The 15,298-nt window shown below is 70.3% G+C and carries 14 protein-coding genes and 1 other RNA gene; 6 read left to right on the top strand and 9 right to left on the bottom strand.

The window, feature by feature from the left end:
* Window positions 1–121 precede the first annotated feature (121 nt).
* An RNA gene (rnpB, locus tag C1A38_RS11630) (RNase P RNA component class A) lies at window positions 122–537 on the top strand.
* Between the two features lie 208 nt (window positions 538–745).
* Complete coding sequence (locus C1A38_RS11625) at window positions 746–1,249, top strand: hypothetical protein (protein WP_102657857.1); 504 nt, start codon at window positions 746–748, stop codon at window positions 1,247–1,249.
* 869 nt (window positions 1,250–2,118) lie between these two features.
* Here C1A38_RS11625 and C1A38_RS11615 read toward each other — a convergent pair.
* Window positions 2,119–2,559, bottom strand: a complete 441-nt coding sequence (locus C1A38_RS11615) for a hypothetical protein (RefSeq protein WP_102657855.1) — start codon at window positions 2,557–2,559, stop codon at window positions 2,119–2,121.
* Between the two features lie 200 nt (window positions 2,560–2,759).
* On the opposite strand from C1A38_RS11615, the gene C1A38_RS11610 reads away from it, so the two are divergent.
* Window positions 2,760–4,592 carry a TIR domain-containing protein gene (locus tag C1A38_RS11610; RefSeq protein WP_102657854.1) on the top strand — a complete coding sequence of 611 codons (1,833 nt, stop codon included), beginning with the start codon at window positions 2,760–2,762 and terminating at the stop codon, window positions 4,590–4,592.
* A 99-nt stretch (window positions 4,593–4,691) separates the two neighbouring features.
* Here the strand turns inward: C1A38_RS11610 and C1A38_RS11605 are convergent, their stop codons facing one another.
* Both C1A38_RS11605 and C1A38_RS11600 read right to left on the bottom strand, forming a co-directional pair.
* Window positions 4,692–5,174, bottom strand: a complete 483-nt coding sequence (locus C1A38_RS11605; RefSeq protein WP_233196773.1) for a roadblock/LC7 domain-containing protein — start codon at window positions 5,172–5,174, stop codon at window positions 4,692–4,694.
* The gene (locus tag C1A38_RS11600) at window positions 5,171–5,542 is read right to left on the bottom strand and encodes a roadblock/LC7 domain-containing protein (protein WP_102657853.1); all 372 of its coding nucleotides are present in this window, start codon (window positions 5,540–5,542) and stop codon (window positions 5,171–5,173) included. The genes C1A38_RS11605 and C1A38_RS11600 overlap by 4 nt, the downstream gene beginning before the upstream one ends.
* A 385-nt stretch (window positions 5,543–5,927) precedes the next feature.
* Here C1A38_RS11600 and C1A38_RS11595 point away from each other — a divergent pair, with 385 nt between their 5' ends.
* Window positions 5,928–6,794: an AraC family transcriptional regulator gene (locus C1A38_RS11595; RefSeq protein WP_102657852.1), complete on the top strand. Its 867-nt coding sequence runs from the start codon at window positions 5,928–5,930 to the stop codon at window positions 6,792–6,794.
* 16 nt (window positions 6,795–6,810) lie between these two features.
* Here C1A38_RS11595 and C1A38_RS11590 read toward each other — a convergent pair whose 3' ends face one another.
* From C1A38_RS11590 to C1A38_RS31145, 3 genes are all read right to left on the bottom strand, one after another.
* Window positions 6,811–7,611 (bottom strand): nucleotidyltransferase, encoded by an 801-nt coding sequence (locus C1A38_RS11590; RefSeq protein WP_102657851.1) that lies wholly within the window; start codon window positions 7,609–7,611, stop codon window positions 6,811–6,813.
* A complete protein-coding gene (locus C1A38_RS11585) occupies window positions 7,604–8,113 on the bottom strand; it encodes an NUDIX hydrolase (RefSeq protein WP_102657850.1) in 510 nt (169 codons plus the stop codon). Before C1A38_RS11585 ends, C1A38_RS11590 begins: the two co-directional genes overlap by 8 nt.
* A gap of 299 nt (window positions 8,114–8,412) precedes the next feature.
* A complete protein-coding gene (locus C1A38_RS31145) occupies window positions 8,413–9,570 on the bottom strand; it encodes a hypothetical protein (RefSeq protein WP_158244888.1) in 1,158 nt (385 codons plus the stop codon).
* A 79-nt stretch (window positions 9,571–9,649) separates the two neighbouring features.
* On the opposite strand from C1A38_RS31145, the gene C1A38_RS11570 reads away from it, so the two are divergent.
* Both C1A38_RS11570 and npdG read left to right on the top strand, forming a co-directional pair.
* The gene (locus C1A38_RS11570) at window positions 9,650–11,077 is read left to right on the top strand and encodes an RNB domain-containing ribonuclease (protein WP_102657847.1); all 1,428 of its coding nucleotides are present in this window, start codon (window positions 9,650–9,652) and stop codon (window positions 11,075–11,077) included.
* A gap of 91 nt (window positions 11,078–11,168) precedes the next feature.
* Window positions 11,169–11,867, top strand: coding sequence for an NADPH-dependent F420 reductase (gene npdG / locus C1A38_RS11565; protein ID WP_013735231.1), 699 nt, complete (start codon window positions 11,169–11,171; stop codon window positions 11,865–11,867).
* A gap of 49 nt (window positions 11,868–11,916) precedes the next feature.
* Here npdG and C1A38_RS11560 read toward each other — a convergent pair whose 3' ends face one another.
* The 3 genes from C1A38_RS11560 to C1A38_RS11550 all read right to left on the bottom strand — a co-directional run bounded on the left by C1A38_RS11560 (window position 11,917) and on the right by C1A38_RS11550 (window position 15,243).
* A complete protein-coding gene (locus tag C1A38_RS11560) occupies window positions 11,917–12,423 on the bottom strand; it encodes a hypothetical protein (RefSeq protein ID WP_102657846.1) in 507 nt (168 codons plus the stop codon).
* A gap of 94 nt (window positions 12,424–12,517) precedes the next feature.
* On the bottom strand, window positions 12,518–13,363 hold the full coding sequence (gene panB, locus C1A38_RS11555; protein ID WP_013735229.1) for a 3-methyl-2-oxobutanoate hydroxymethyltransferase: 846 nt from the start codon (window positions 13,361–13,363) through the stop codon (window positions 12,518–12,520).
* A gap of 113 nt (window positions 13,364–13,476) precedes the next feature.
* Entirely contained in the window at window positions 13,477–15,243 is a 1,767-nt protein-coding gene (locus C1A38_RS11550) for an NAD+ synthase (RefSeq protein WP_102657845.1), read from the bottom strand.
* Between the last annotated feature and the right edge of the window lie 55 nt (window positions 15,244–15,298).

The following is a 15,298-nucleotide window of genomic DNA, read 5'->3' as shown; positions in this document are numbered from 1 at the left end:
CAGCGAGCCCACCGGCATTATCTGACCTGGTGGTGGCCTGCTGGTCATCGTCGCTGCCGGGTGCGCACAGCCGTGGCAATAAGTCGCCCGGCCGGTGTCGTTAGGATGTGTGCGCGACGGACGAGTCGACCGGGCGGTCGCGTCGGCGGGCAGCAGCCCGCCGCCGAGGAACGTCCGGACTCCACAGGGCAGGGTGGTTGCTAACGGCAACCCGGGGTGACCCGCGGGACAGTGCCACAGAAAACAGACCGCCGACCCCAACGGGGACGGTAAGGGTGAAACGGTGGGGTAAGAGCCCACCAGCACCCCGGGTGACCGGGGTGGCTCGGTAAACCCCACCCGGAGCAAGGCCAAGAAAGGGCCGTCACCGCATGATGACGACCCGCGCAGACGCTTGAGGGTGGCCCGCCCGATGTCTGCGGGTAGGCCGCACGAGCCTGCCGGCAACGGCAGGCCGAGATGGATGGCCGCCGCCGGCGCCAAACCCCTCGGGGTACGCGCCGCGCACAGAATCCGGCGTACAGGTCGACTCGTCCGTCGCCAACCCGCCGAGAGCCGCGATCAAGGCTCTGGCCTGGTTCTGAGTCTGGGCGTCGATGGTCGTCCTTGGTCAGCTTTGTGGGCGTTTGACGGTCTGGCGACGGCCTGATCTTGAACTGCGGGAGCGTCAGCCTGGAAGAGCCAGTTGTAGAGACCACGAACGCCCCGCGTCGGCGATTTGCTGCTGGCTCGTATCCTGCGGGCGATGCCCGCCGATTCGCTCAGCTCGCGCCCACCGGTCAGGCCAGCGCTCCGTACGTTCATCACCGCACTGTTGGTGTTCGGCGTGGTAGTGCCATCCATCATCATCCGTGAGCTGATCGAGGGTGTGATGGGCAGTGGCCCGTTCGCGGACCTCGGCTGGATCGCAGTTCCGATGGCGGCCACAGCCTGGCTTGCGCCGCGTGCCTCCTATCGTCGCCGCGACGCACTGTGGTGGCTCGCCGGCGGGTTCGGCCTTTACATCTTTGTGGTGATCGCTTGGCGGGTGGCCTTCCTGCCTTACCGCGACTGGCCACCTCGACCCGATGAGGCATCTCGAATCCGCTGGCTGCGTGACAGGCAACAGGCCGGGTTGTGGTACCTGTCCGGGGGCGTCTCTGAGGAGGGTCGGGGCTCGAGGCGGAGCCCTGAAATGGAGGGGTCGCTAAGCGATGACCTGATAGCGGGCAAGCATCGACATGATGGTTTCGATGCGGGCTTTCAGTAGTTCGTCAGGGGCGTGATGAACCTGAACCGTCGTGATGAGGGAGCCGGAATCGTTCGCCAGTTTCAGCCGGAGCGTGGCGGTCGCCCCGATGAGTGGGTAGTCGTACCACCCGTGCGGGTCGTCGGCGTCGGTGCTGCTCAGCCCGGTTTCGATGGCGTCCCAGTCCCAGCCGTCGGCCTCGTAATCGACCAGGGCTGCCAGTGACTCGACCAGTGGGCGGACGTTCGCGGTGAGGACCCAACTGTGGGTGCTGTAGACGCACTCGCCTGAACGCTGTCGCTCATGCGCCTCAGGGTAGAGGGATGCTCAGCGGCTGGGCTGGGTCCTCGTCGGCGACGGGTGAGGTTCGGAAGCGCTGTACGCCAGCCGAGCAGGACCTACGGAGCCAGACCAGGTGCGAAGACGGAACGAAGGTCCTGCTCGCCGGCGCAGGAAGCCTCAGCTGCGGCAGCGTCGGCCGCGACCTCGACGAGACGGGCGACCCACTGCAGATCCCGTGTCCGGGAATGGGCCACCGGATCGTCCTGCCAAAGGCCGTGTCGGAGGCGTGCGCGGAGCGATTCGACGGCGGTGGCCAGGAGTTGCCGTTGAGCAGGCGTCAAAGGCCCATCCGCAGCCACACACGCCTTGACGCACACGTCCACCTGCTTCGCGACCGGGTCGAACGGTGCCAGCAGGGCGGGAAGTTGGTCGATTTGTCGGAACCTCAGGGCGTGGAGTGCCGCTTCCCGGGGAGCGCCGTACCAGTGTCCGTGAAGTTGGTGGGGGCCCGCTACTCCCGTCGATTGTGAGCCGGACAGTATCGAGTCAGCCACGACGGACACCACCGCATTCACCGCGTGGCAGCGGGCGAGCAACCGGCCCGCCGATCAGTGCGGGGTGGCCTCGTGGCCGGCCAGGCCATGGGTACGGCGACGCTGCTTCATCTCCGCCTCGTAGATGTGCCGCCGGCCGTCGGCAAGGGTGTCCCGGGCGTACCGTTCGATCTCCTGGAATGCGGCGTAGTAGCCGTCGTCGAACTCTTCCATGATCTGGAAGGTCCAGCGGCCGGGTAGCACGTTGCGGCCGAGCAGTTCGTGCTCGACCCGGTCGGCGACGGTGTCGTGTCCCGCCTCGCGCAGGAGCGTCACCACCCGGTCCAGGGTCAGGTCGGCACCCCCGATGAGTTGGTGCGCCGAGTAGAGATGTCCGCGTACGCGGTGGATGGTTTCCAGGGCTTTGCTCAGCTCACCCAACGCCTCGACCGTGGTGTCGTCGACGCCGGTCGGGCGGGAGTGCACGTCGTCCACCGATCTGTTGTCAGCTGCCATGGCCGCTCAGTACCCAGGCTCGCGGCCACCACGCACAATGCCTCACCTGGGGCGATCCGTTCGGCGCCCAGTTGACGATTCACGGTTCTTGTCGAGGTCCTTATAGTCGAGGCGGGTGCAAGGCGACGTCATGTTGTCTCGCAGTGTCGGGGACGACGGTCGCCGTGGCCGCAGGTGGACGACCGATCGAGGGAGCCCCGATGAGTTTCGTATTCGTAGCTTCCTCGGTCGAGGGGAAGCCCTATGCGGAGGTGGTCGCGCGTCTTATCGCGGGGCATGGTGGTCGACCGTTGCTCTGGTGGAGCCAAACCGCATTTCCGGTCGGTGCCACCCTGGTAGAGTCCCTGTTTGAGATCAGTAGCAGAGTGGACAGCGCGATAATCGTGATGACCCCGGACGACGAGACCCTCCGCAGAGGCGTCAAATCCTACAGTCCGGGTCAGAATGTTTTGCTTGAGTACGGTTTGTTTGCCGGGCGCCTGGGTCGATCACGTGTCGCGGTCGTCACCATCGGTGATCCAAGGATGCCCTCCGATCTGGAAGGTGTCCACCATGTGCGTCTGCCTCCGCTGCCGCCGGATTCGGACGTGGAATCGTACTCGGCAATTGAGGCCGCACCCCGGATCATTCCCTGGTTACAGGCCCTGGACGCCGGCAGCAGTGACGGCATGAGGATCGCCAGCCTGGTCAGCCGACTGGCGCCGGGCGCGAAGCCCGCGCACCGGATCCGGATCAAGAGCCGGATCCTGTGCGAGCAGGTGGACCCGGACGACTTTCCCCGGTTGACCGCCGAGCATCTCGAGCATCTCCTGCTCAAGTACACGTACCGCCCGGACGACCATCAGGAGGTCGGCTACTCGAAGCGGACGAACGTGTCGGCGTACCTCGATCTTTCCGGTCTGCCGGCCGGCTCGCCCGACGAGCGGGATCTTGCTGGGCATCTGGCCCGGTACGTGGCCGAGTTGATCTCGGATGGCGGTCTGCGGCCGACGGTGATCGCCATCTCGAAACTCGCCTCCCAGGGGTTGCTGCGGACTGCGGCCCAGCGGTTGTCGATCCCACTGATCATGGTCAGTCCGTACGGCCCGAACGCCGACGCCCCGATCGAGGGCTTCTTCGAACCGGGGGACAGGGCGATCCTGCTGCACGATGTCGCGCTCAGTGGCCAGCATCTGGTCGACTGCATCGTCACGCTACGATCCCACGGGCTTGCGGCGAACGATCTGGTCACCCTGACCCGACATCGTTCGGCCGACGGCAGTCTGCCGGCACTCATGCGAGAAAATCGGATAAACGTGCACTGTGCCTCTTTGCTCCTGCCCGAAAAGGGCAGGGTCCTGTCGGGAATGCCGAGCGTCGACAATGACTCACCGGCAGTGATTCCCTGTGTTCTCTGTGATGTCATCCAGAACAAGGACGGCGTACCGGTCCGGGCGATGTTCGATCGCGACGAGTTGCCGACCGAGATCCTCCGGGAAACCCAGAACTTCGCGCTGATCGCAGATGTCGCGCCGCTGATGCCGGGCCATGCGTTGCTGGTGTCGAAACGCCACGCCATCTCGATGTCGAAGTGCTCGCCGCAGGAGCTTGCCGAACTCGACGTGTTCCGGCGGGAAGCCGTGGAGATACTCGCCGCCGCCTACTCACGTGACGTCGTCGCCTTCGAACATGGTTTGTGCAACCGGTCGAAGATGGCCAACTGCGGCATCGACCACGCCCACATGCATCTCGTCCCGCTGGGGTTCTCGCTGCTGCCGATGCTCACCCAGGATTTCGCGCCCAGACAACTGCCGTCGCTCGAGTCGCTGCCGGAGGCCGCCGCCCGGCGGGACGAATACCTGCTGCTCATCGAAGACGCCGACGTGGTCCAGCTGGTCTTCACGGAGACTCCGACGCGGCAGTACTTCCGTCGGGTGGTGTCCGCGATCACCGGGCGCGACGTGTGGAACTGGAACGACGAGGTCCTGCTGCGGGAGAACCGGGAGGCGCGCGACTGGATCCTCGGCGTCCACCAGGTCTTCAACGGCTCCTGAACGGCACCGCCCCGGCAAGGGGCGAGCGCACCGCCGTCGCGTAGCGAGGAACACGCAGGCGGGGAGCCGCGTGGCGTACGCGATGGCGGTGCGCTCGGGTCAGCGGGTGCCGACTGCCGGGGCGAGCAGCGTGGCGAGGCGGTCGGCGACCGGTGGGGCGTGCAGGTGCAGTCGGGCCACGTTTATCGTGTCGGTGCCGACCACGGAGAGCAGGGCGTGCGCGCCCACCGCGTACACGGCGAAGTAGCCGCCGTCGTTGCGGACGGTGGACTGACGGAAGGCGCCCTGGCCGAGTCGGTGGCTGACCTGGCGGCCGAGGCCGAAGGCCGTCGCCGCCATCGCGGCCAGGTCGTCCGGGTTCAGCGGGGCCGGCAGGTCGTGGGCGATGCGCAGGCCGTCCACGCCGCCGAGGACGCTGCCCTGTACGCCGGGGATCTGCAGGCGTAGCTCGGTCAGCTCGGTCCCGATGGCCGGGTACGGCAGGGACGGGTTGCCGGCCAGCGACGGCGGGAGCCTGGGTGGGGGAGGCCCGGCGGGGGGCACGGCGGTGCGGCGGGGCAGCATGGTGTCTCGGTCGCTCACAGTTCCAGCTGCTCCTCGATGGTACGCAGCTGGTGCCGGGCGAGCGCCAGGTTGGACCGGGCCTTGCTGAGCATCAGGTAGAGGAACAGACCCTTGCCGGTGGGGCCGGTCAGCGGCCGGATGATGTGGTACTGCCCGCCCAGGGTGATCAGCATGTCCTCGATGTCGTCGTTGAGCTTGAGCATCTCGATGGTGCGCATCTTGGCGCGGACCACGTCGGTGTTGCCGGCCGCCGCGACGGTCAGGTCGATCTCCGGGGTTCCGCCGGCCACGCCGAGCGTCATTCCGCTGGTGTAGTCGACGAGCGCGACGCCGATCGCACCGTCGATGCTCATGGCGTCCTTGAGTGCGGTGTCGAGGTTGGCCACGGTTCCTCCAGGTCCGACTGACGCGGCTACCCACGCCAGCGCAAGGTCTTCCGAAAGATTGATCTCGACGAAGAAATCTCGCACGAGAGTGGCACACGTTTCGTCGTGGCTGCACCCCGAGCAGCGTGAACGGACTGAGCGGGCGACCCGGGTTGGCCGCCGGGCCGAGGGAGATCGACGCTGCGGCGGATGTCTGCTGGCTCACATCGCTGCTACCTACTCCATCCGTGAGCTGGGATGTCTGCCAACGATGATCTGCTATCGGACGTCGACAAGTAATCACCGATCGCCCCGGCAGCCGACCCGACCTGACCGGGCACAGCATGTCGGGTCGCCGGGCCCGACGCGGCCATAGCGTGGATCGCACAAGGGAAGGAGATCCGAGGTGCTGGAGCGGTTGAACCAGGCGATGGACCACCTCGAACAGCATCTCGATCGGCCGGTCGAGATCGCCGAACTGGCGCGGATCGCGGTCACGTCGGAGTACCACTTCCGGCGGCTGTTCTCCGCACTGGCCGGCATGCCGCTGTCCGAGTACGTGCGCCGCCGGCGACTGACCATGGCAGCGGCGGAGGTGGTCTCGGGGGAACGCACCCTGCTCGACATCGCGATCCGCTGGGGGTACGGCTCGGCCGAGGCGTTCGCCCGTGCGTTCAAGGCCGTGCACGGCGTCGGTCCGGGCGAGGCCCGGCGTACGAAGAGCCCACTGCACGCCCAGCCCCGGGTGTCCTTCCGACTCGTCGTCGAAGGGAGTAGCAGCATGCGATACCGCATCGTCCGCAAGGAGGCGTTTCAACTCGCCGGCCGCAAGGCGCGGGTGCCGCTGGTGCCCGAGGGCATGAACCCGGCGATCGTCGCCTTCGTCAAGGGCATCGACCCGGCGACCCGGGAACGGATCGAGGCGTTGTCCGACCAGGAGCCGGCGGGGATCGTCAACGTCAGCGACGGGCTGACCGGCAACCGCGAGGAGGGCACCGAACTGGACTACTGGTACGGCGTCGTCACCGGTGCCGACGTGCCGGGCGACCTTGACGTGTTGCCGGTGCCGGCAGGTGACTGGGCGGTGTTCGAGGTGTCCGGGGAGTTCCCCGCCGCCGTGCAGTACCTGTGGCGGGACGTGTTCACCCAGTGGTTCCCGTCCAACCCGTACCGTTCCCGTCCCGGGCCGGAGATCTCGCGTACCACGGTGTCGGCCGACGGCACCCACGCGGAGGCCGAACTGTGGGTCCCGGTGGAGCCGGTGCCTGCCTGAGCCCGATCAGCCGGGATCAGTACGCCGGGTCCTCGGCACCGATGGCGGCGAGGACCCGGCGCTGAAACGTGCGGGCCCGCGGGCCGGTCGGCGGGGTGCCGCCGGTGCGGGCGGCAATCGACTGCTCGACCAGGTCGACGGTGTCGGCGTCGACGAGCGGCCCGGCCTCGTCGAGCAACCGGCGGCCGGCGGCCACCTTGGGCAGCCACACCCCGTGGCGAAGCCGCACCCACGATCGGCAGGCGCCGAGGACGGCGTCCTCGGCACCGGGTGCCGGCAGGTCACCGGGCGGTACCGGCCGATCGAGCCACCACCGCAACGCGTCGCGCACCAGCCGGCGCAGGTCGCTCGGGGACAGGTCGGCGAAGGCCTCGGCGGCGGGCGGGCCGATCAGGGCCCGTCCGCTCTGGTGCAGGATGCTGCGGTCCAGGCCGTACCAGAACAGGCCGTCGGCGGCCGGACGGTCCGCCGGCGTGTACGACACCCGGAAGTCCATCCCCGCGCCGGTGTTCAGCTCGACCTCGAACCCCGGCTCGCCGGTGCCGGAGCGGGCCACCTCCCGCCGGTATACCACCAGCTCCAGACCCCGTGCCGGGCAGGGCAACGCTTCGTGGCGCAGCCGCGCCACCAGCTCACCCGCGACCGCCCGGTCCAGCCGGTCGGCGCAGACCAGGGCCACGTCCACATCGCTGCGGCCCGGCTGGTAGGCCGCCAACCCCACCGAACCCGCCGCGTACGCGCCGCACAAACGATCGCCGAGCACCTCACCGGCGACCGTGACCAGCCCGGTCAGGTACCGCCGCAGCGGCTCATCCATGTGCAAGCTCGCCGGGCTCGCCCCACACCGTGCCCGGCGGCAGGAAGAAGGCCACCGCCTCCGGGCCGAGGGCGTGCCGGATGACCAGCCGGGAATGCTCGTCCAACTCGGGCAACCGGCCCGGCGGGAACCAGCCCACCGCCAGCGACTCGTCGTCGTTGACCCGCGCCTGCCCGCCCAGCAGCCGGCAGTGGAACCCGAGGTTGAGGTATTCGCACAGGTCCCCGTTCGGGTAGCGGTGCGGGTGCGAGACGGCGCTGCTGAGCCGCAGCGGCTCGACCGCCAGGCCGGTCTCCTCCAGCACCTCACGCACCACGGCGGTGGCCGGCTGCTCACCCGGCTCGACGAAGCCGCTCACCACCGCCCAACGTCCGTCGTCGGCACGCTGACCCAACAGCAGTTCACCCGCCTCGTTGCGGACCACCGCACTCACGCTCGGCAGCCAGAGCAGGTCATGTCCGACGTGCTTACGCATCCGCAGGATGTAGTCCGGTACGCCCACCCGCCGACCTTAGCCCCGCCTCGTACGCCCCTGCCGCCCGGCACTGGGTCTGCACCCGCCCCGCCGATTGTCGCGTCGTCGGCGGATCGGCCGGTTTCGGCCCACCGGCCCCGCCAGCCGGTCTACTGTGGAAACGGCTGGTGACTTGTGCTGTTCCGGTGGCGGGCCGCCCCATACCGGTGCACAGTGATCCCATGAGCGACAGCGGACGTGGACGCTACTACTGGTGTACGCGACACCACCGGGTCGAGACCGAGGCCAACATGTGTGCGGCCCGGCACGTTCTCGGACCGTACGCCTCAGCCGCCGACGCGGAGAACGCCCTCCAGCAGGTGCAGGAGCGCAACGAAGCGTGGGAGGCCGAGGACGCTCGCTGGGCCGGGGAGGACAAGGAGTAGACGACGCGGGACGCCTCCCGCGTCGAGAGCACCGCGTGCGCCGCGAGGGCGGTGACACGTCCCCAAGGAGGGAACCGAGATGGCCGAAGCACAGCAGGCCACCCGCCCGGCCGCGAAGCGTACCCCCGCGCGGAGAACCGCCGCGACGGAACGTACTGCGGGCATGACCCGCACCCCGTCCAGTCGCCGGGCCGACGGCACCGCACCGGCCGTCCGGAAGACGGCTGGCGCGCGTGCCTCGGCGGCCACGAGCACCGCCGCCACGGCACCGGCGAAGAAGGCACCCACGAAGACGACCGGCGCGAAGAAGACCACGGCGAAGACGACCGCGGCGAGCAAGGCAGCGGCGACCAAGGCACCCGCCAAAGCACCCGCCAAAGCACCCGCTGAGGCGACCGCGGCCAAGGCGCCTGCGAAGAGGGCGACCGCCGCGAAGAAGGCGACCTCGACCCGGCCTACGACCGGCGCGCGGAAGACCGCCGCGAAGAAGGCCCCCACCACCAAGACCACCGCGAAGAAGGCCCCTGCGACGAAGACCGCCGCGAAGAAGGCGCCCGCGACGAAGAGCACCGCGACGAAGGCCGCGACTCGTAAGGCGACCACCGCCACGGCGGCCCGTAAGACGACACCGGCCCGTAAGACGGTGTCCGCGACGAAGGCCCCGGCCCGCAAGACGGTGTCGACGTCGACCGCGAAGAAGGCACCCACCAGCGCGACCGCGAAGAAGACGACCGCGAAGAAGACGGCGGCGAAGAAGGCCCCGGCCAAGAAGACGACCGCGGCCAGGTCGACCGCGGCCAGGTCGACCGCGACCAGGGCTCCGGCGAAGAAGACGGCGGCGGCGAAGAAGGCGACCTCGGCCCGACCGACGGCGACCACGCGGACGACTGCGGCGCGGAAGAGCACGGCGCGGAAAGCGCCCACGAAGAAGGCCACGAGCGGCGCAGGCGCGAAGTGATCCAGCGCCGTCGGGGCGTCGGGCGCGGCGGGACCGGTGTGCAGGCGGCCGGCGAGCCGAATTCGTCCCGGTAGCGGCGAGCAGCCCTTCGCCACCGGCATCGCCGACTGACCCGGCGTACGCCCGAGGGCCCGTCGGTCGGGGGAGGGCGCGACGGGCGCGACCTGTCAGGATTGGCCCATGGTCATCCGACGCGTCCTCGCACCGCGTATCGACTTCGGGGCCCTGCGCCGTGAGTTGGGGTTGCCCGACGACTACCCGCAGGAGGCGCGGCGGGAGGCCGACGAGGCCGCCGCCGCGCCACCCCGGCCCGCCGTCGACCGCACCGACATCCCGCTTGTCACAGTCGACCCGCCCGGCTCGCGCGACCTCGACCAGGCGATGCACCTGAGCCGCCGCGCCGGTGGCGGCTTCCGGGTGCGGTACGCGATAGCCGACGTCGCCGCCCACGTACGCCCGGGTGGTGCCCTGGAGGAGGAGACCTGGCGGCGGGGGCAGACCGTCTACCTGCCCGACGGCAACGTGCCGCTGCACCCGCACAGCCTCGGTGAGGGCGCGGCCAGTCTGCTGCCCGACGTCGACCGGGCGGCCGTGCTGTGGACCATCGACCTGGATGCCGACGGTGCCACCACCGACGTGCGGTTGGAACGCGCCCTGGTGCGCAGCCGAGCCCAGTTGGCCTATCCGACGGTGCAGGTCGACGCCGACGCGGGTCGGTTGCCGGAGCCGATCGCGCTGCTTCCCGAGATCGGGGCGCTGCTCACCGCCCGGGGGCTGCGTCGCGGGGCGATCAACCTGCCGATCCCCGAGCAGGACGTGGAGGCCGACGGCGACGGCTGGCGGTTGGTGCTGCGGGCCCCGGTGCCGATGGAGGAACACAACGCGCAGATCTCCCTGCTGACCGGGATGGCCGCCGCCGACCTGATGCTGGCCGGCGGGATCGGCCTGCTGCGGACGATGCCCGTGCCGAAACCGGAGGCCGTGCAGCGGTTGCGTGCGGCGGCTGCCCCGCTGGGCGTGCACTGGCCGGACGAGGTCGGCGTCGGTGAGCTGCTGCTCGGGTTGGATCCGGGGCAGCCCCGGGATGCCGCCTTCGTGGACCAGGCGGCCGAGTTGATGCGCTCGGCCGCGTACACCGCCTTCGACGGCGAGGTGCCGGAGCAGTCGACGCACGGCGGGGTCGCGGCCGCGTACGCCCATGTCACGGCCCCGTTGCGGCGACTGGCCGACCGGTACGCCACGGAGGTCTGCCTGGCCCTGCACGACGGCCGGGCGGTGCCCGACTGGGCCCGCACGGCGCTGCCCCGGCTGCCTGCGGCGATGGCCGCCACCGACCGGGTCGCGTCGACGGCCAGCCGGGGCGCGATCGACCTGGCCGAGGCGGTCCTGTTGCAGCATCGGGTGGGTGAGACGTTCGACGCCGCCGTGCTGGACGTGACCGCGCCCTCGAACGGCCGGGGGAACCGGCCGCCCGGCGGCACTGTCGCGTTGGACGATCCGCCGGTACGTGCCCGCTGCCTCGGCGAGTTGACGTTGGGTACCCGGGTGCGGGTCCGGTTGGTGACCGCCGACCCGGCCACCCGGGCGGTCGCCTTCGAGCTCGCCTGACGCTGCCCGTCGTGCCGGCGGAGCGCGCAGCGGGCATTGTCACAACGACAGTCGGTGCTGCCGGCCGGGTGCGACTGAAAGGATGACGACCATGGCATACGACCCCAGTGACCTGCCCGACGTCTCCGGGCTCACGGTCGGCATCATCGGCGGCACCGGCGACCAGGGCCGGGGGCTGGCCTACCGCTTCGCCCGCGCCGGGCAGACCGTGCTGATCGGCTCCCGTTCCGCTCAACGGGCCGCGCAGTCGGCCGAGGAGATCGCCGCGCTGCCCGGCGTGCCGGCCGACGGCAGCGTCACCGGGGCGGACAACGACGAGGTGGCCCGGCGCAGCGACGTGGTGATCATCGCGGTGCCCTGGGACGGGCATGCCGCCACCGTCGCCGCGCTCGCCGAGCCACTGGCCGGCAAGATCGTGGTCGACTGTGTCAACCCGCTCGGCTTCGACAAGCAGGGTCCGTACGCGCTGCCGGTGCCCGAGGGCAGCGCGGTCCAGCAGGCCGCCGCGCTGCTGCCCGAGTCTCGGGTCGGCGCGGCGTTCAACCACGTCAGCGCGCCGCTGCTGGCCGACCCGGAGATCGACCGGATCGACCTGGACGTGTTGATCTGCTCCGAGGACCGGGACCTGGTCGGTGTCGTCGCCGCCCTCGCCGCCCGGATTCCCGGCATGCGGGGCGTCTACGCCGGGCGGCTGCGCAACGCCCATCAGATCGAGGCGTTCACCGCGAACCTGATCGCGATCAACCGGCGGTACAAGACCCACGCCGGAGTGCGTGTCACCGATCTCTGACCAGAAACGGATGTGGCCCGGCCGTGGGGCCGGGCCACACCGTGCACCGTCAGAAGTTGATCTCGACGCCGGCTTCCTTGCAGGCCGCCGTGAGGCTCGCGGCGCTCTTCTGGAAGGCAGGCTTGTCACCGGCCGCGACCGGGTCGGACGACTCGGCGACCTCCGCCACCGCGTCCTGGAACTCCTTCACCGCGCTGGCCACCTTGCTGTCCGTGCTTGCGCCCTCGGCGGCCTTGCCGAGTGCCGCGGCCATGTCGGTGTAGGTCTCCGACAGCATCTTGACGGTCGGCTCCTTACCGTCCTGGAGCGCGTCGAACAGCACCTGCTTCGACTCGTCTCCGGCCTCCTTCACCGCCTCACAGACCTGCTTGTCGCCAGCGGCATCCGCGGCGGCCGGCGCCGAGGCCTCCGGGGTGGGTGCCGCACTGGTGGCTGCGGGCGCGGTGGTGGCCGAAGCGGACGTGGCCGGTGCATCGGTGTCGTCCCCGCCGCAGGCGGTGAGGGCGAAGGCCGTGACCCCGGCCAGGGCGAGTACGAAAAGACGATTACGTTTCACGGCCGCGAAGCGTAGTGGCCCGTGTCCAGCGGCCTGTTCCCCGGGGCACCGGCTATCGATCGTGATCGCACCCGCTCCGGTACCGGGTGGCGCGTCAGAAGGTGTGTTCGGCGGCCGGGAACTCGCCACCACGGACCTCGTCGGCGAAGCGGCGGGTCGCCTCGCCCAGCGCGCCGGCCAGGTCGGCGTAGCGCTTCACGAACCGCGGCGCGCGGCCGGTCCGCAGGCCGGCCATGTCCTGCCAGACGAGCACCTGGGCGTCGGTCTCCGGACCGGCACCGATGCCCACCGTGGGGATGCTCAACTCTCCGGTGATCCGCTTGGCGACCGCACCGGGCACCATCTCCAGCACCACCGCGAAGGCGCCCGCCTCGGCGACCGCCCGGGCGTCGGCGACCACCTCCTCGGCGGCGTCGCCCCGGCCCTGCACCCGGTAGCCACCGAGGTTGTGCTCGCTCTGCGGGGTGAAGCCGATGTGCGCCATCACCGGGATGCCGGCGCCGACGATGGCGGCGATCTGGTCGGCGCAGCGCCGGCCGCCCTCCAGCTTCACCGCGTGGCAGCCGCCCTCCTTCATGAACCGTACGGCGGTGCGCAGCGCCTGCGTCGGCCCCTCCTCGTACGAGCCGAAGGGCAGGTCGCCGACGACGAGCGTCTGCCGGGTGGCCCGGACCACCGCCCGGACCAGGGGCAGCAGCTCCTCGGCGGTCACCGGCAGAGTCGTCTCGTAGCCGAACACGTTGTTCGCCGCCGAGTCACCGACCAGCAGCACCGGGATGCCGGCGGCGTCGAAGATCGAGGCGGTGTACTGGTCGTACGAGGTGAGCATCGCCCACTTCTCGCCGCGCTCCTTGGCGGCGATCAGGTCGCGGGTGCGCACCCGACGGGTGGCCGGGCCGCCGTAGAGGGCGGTCACCTCGGCCGGAGTGGATTCCACCATGACGCATCTCCTTTCCTCGAGGCCGCGTACGCGGTCCCCGGGCACTGCGGCGATCGTCGCACCGTCGGCTCCGCTCGCGACAGGTCGCAGTGGAGGAATTCACTCCCCGGCGCTCAACCGTCCTCGCGCCACCGGTTGGTGATCGGCAGCCGACGGTCGCGGCCGAACGCCTTCATGGAGATCTTCGTGCCGGGCGCGGACTGGCGTCGCTTGTACTCGGCGGTATCCACCATCCGCAGCACCTTGTCCACGACCGCCGCGTCGTGGCCGGAGGCCACCAGGCCGTCGCGGCCCAGGTCACCATCGACGTAGCCGATCAGCACCGGGTCGAGCACGTCGTAGTCGGGCAGCGTGTCGCTGTCCAGCTGGCCCGGGCTCAACTCGGCGCTCGGCGGCTTGCCGATCGAGTTCTCCGGGATCGGCGGCGTACCGCCCAGCCGAACCGCTTCGGCGTTGCGCCACTTGGCCAGCCGCCACACAAGCGTCTTCCACACGTCCTTGATCGGGTTGAAGCCGCCGACCGAGTCGCCGTAGAGGGTGGAGTAGCCGACCGCCAGTTCGCTCTTGTTGCCGGTGGTGAGCACCAGGTGGCCCTCCTGGTTCGACAGGGCCATCAGGATCACCCCGCGTACCCGGGCCTGGAGGTTCTCCACCGCCACCCCGGACAGCGACAGGTTCGCCAGGAAGGTGTCCACCATCGGCTGGATCGGCTCGATCCGGAAGTCCAACCCGGTGCGCTTGGCCAGGTCGGCCGCGTCCTCCCGGCTGTGTTCCGAGGAGTGCTGGCTGGGCAGCGAGACGCCGACCACCCGGTCGGGGCCGAGCGCGTCCACCGCGATGGCCGCCACCACCGCCGAGTCGATGCCGCCGGAGAGGCCGAGCACCACCGACGGGAAGCGGTTCTTGTTGACGTAGTCGCGCAGCCCGAGCACCAGCGCCTGCCACACCTCCGCCTCGTCGGCGACCGGCTCGATGATCCCGCCGAGAGCCGCCGGGCCGTCCGGGGTGGGCGGGAGGCCCTCGACCGTACGCCGGACCAGCCGCAACCCGTCGCCGGCCTGGCCGCCGTCGGCGACCTCGCCCGCCTCGACGGCCGACGGCACCTGCACGTCGTGGACGAGCAGGTGCTCGACGAACTGCGGTGCCCGGGCCAGCAGCGTGCCGTCCGGCGCGACGATCATCGAGTCGCCCTCGAAGACCAGCTCGTCCTGCCCGCCGACCATGTTGACGTAGGCGATGGTGGCCTCGGCCTCGGCGGCCCGGCGGCGCACCACCGGCAGCCGCAGGTCGTCCTTGTTCAGCTCGTACGGCGAGCCGTTGATGCTGACCACCAGTCCGACGTCGGCCTGCCGGGCGGCGGCGAACGGCCCACCGGCCTGCCACAGGTCCTCGCAGATGGTCAGCGCCACGTCCACGCCGCCGAGCCGCACGACGGTGAGCGTGTCGCCGGGCACGAAGTAGCGGTCCTCGTCGAAGACGCCGTAGTTGGGCAGGTGATGCTTGAAGTAGGTGATCCGCACCTCACCCCGGTGCAGCAGCGCGGCGGCGTTGCGGGCCCCTCGGCCCGGCTCGGCGTCCCCGCTGACCTGCGGCGGCCCGTCGGCGTCCAGGTAGCCCACCACGATCGGCACCTCACCGAGGCCGTCGGCGGCGAGGTCGGTGGCGAGCCGGTCCAGTGCCGCCTTCGACGCGGCGACGAAGGACCGCCGGAAGACCAGGTCCTCCACCGGGTAGCCGGTCAGCACCATCTCGGGGAAGAGCACCAGCTGGGCGCCGGCGTCGGCGGCGCGGCGGGACCAGGCGCGGACGATGTCGGCGTTGCCGGTGAGGTCGCCGACGCTGGGGTTGACCTGGCACAGGGCGAGACGCAGGGTGGGCATGTCCTCATCTTGCCCCAGTGAGATGAGGTCGACACGTCGGCGTGGGCAGCCGATC

Origin of the sequence: Verrucosispora sp. ts21 (assembly GCF_002879555.1) — a bacterium.
Classification (GTDB): Bacteria; Actinomycetota; Actinomycetes; order Mycobacteriales; family Micromonosporaceae; genus Micromonospora; species Micromonospora gifhornensis.
Note: the sequence above shows the minus strand (reverse complement) of the source record. Positions and strands in the feature narration are given on the sequence as shown.

Coding starts and splice junctions, on each gene's coding strand:
- C1A38_RS31145 (WP_158244888.1), bottom strand. CDS start 9,570: ATGCCGGTGGCGAAGGGCTGCTCGCCGCTACCGGGACGAATTCGGCTC.
- C1A38_RS11610 (WP_102657854.1), top strand. CDS start 2,760: ATGAGTTTCGTATTCGTAGCTTCCTCGGTCGAGGGGAAGCCCTATGCG.
- C1A38_RS11615 (WP_102657855.1), bottom strand. CDS start 2,559: ATGGCAGCTGACAACAGATCGGTGGACGACGTGCACTCCCGCCCGACC.
- npdG (WP_013735231.1), top strand. CDS start 11,169: ATGGCATACGACCCCAGTGACCTGCCCGACGTCTCCGGGCTCACGGTC.
- C1A38_RS11570 (WP_102657847.1), top strand. CDS start 9,650: ATGGTCATCCGACGCGTCCTCGCACCGCGTATCGACTTCGGGGCCCTG.
- panB (WP_013735229.1), bottom strand. CDS start 13,363: ATGGTGGAATCCACTCCGGCCGAGGTGACCGCCCTCTACGGCGGCCCG.
- C1A38_RS11625 (WP_102657857.1), top strand. CDS start 746: ATGCCCGCCGATTCGCTCAGCTCGCGCCCACCGGTCAGGCCAGCGCTC.
- C1A38_RS11590 (WP_102657851.1), bottom strand. CDS start 7,611: ATGGATGAGCCGCTGCGGCGGTACCTGACCGGGCTGGTCACGGTCGCC.
- C1A38_RS11550 (WP_102657845.1), bottom strand. CDS start 15,243: ATGCCCACCCTGCGTCTCGCCCTGTGCCAGGTCAACCCCAGCGTCGGC.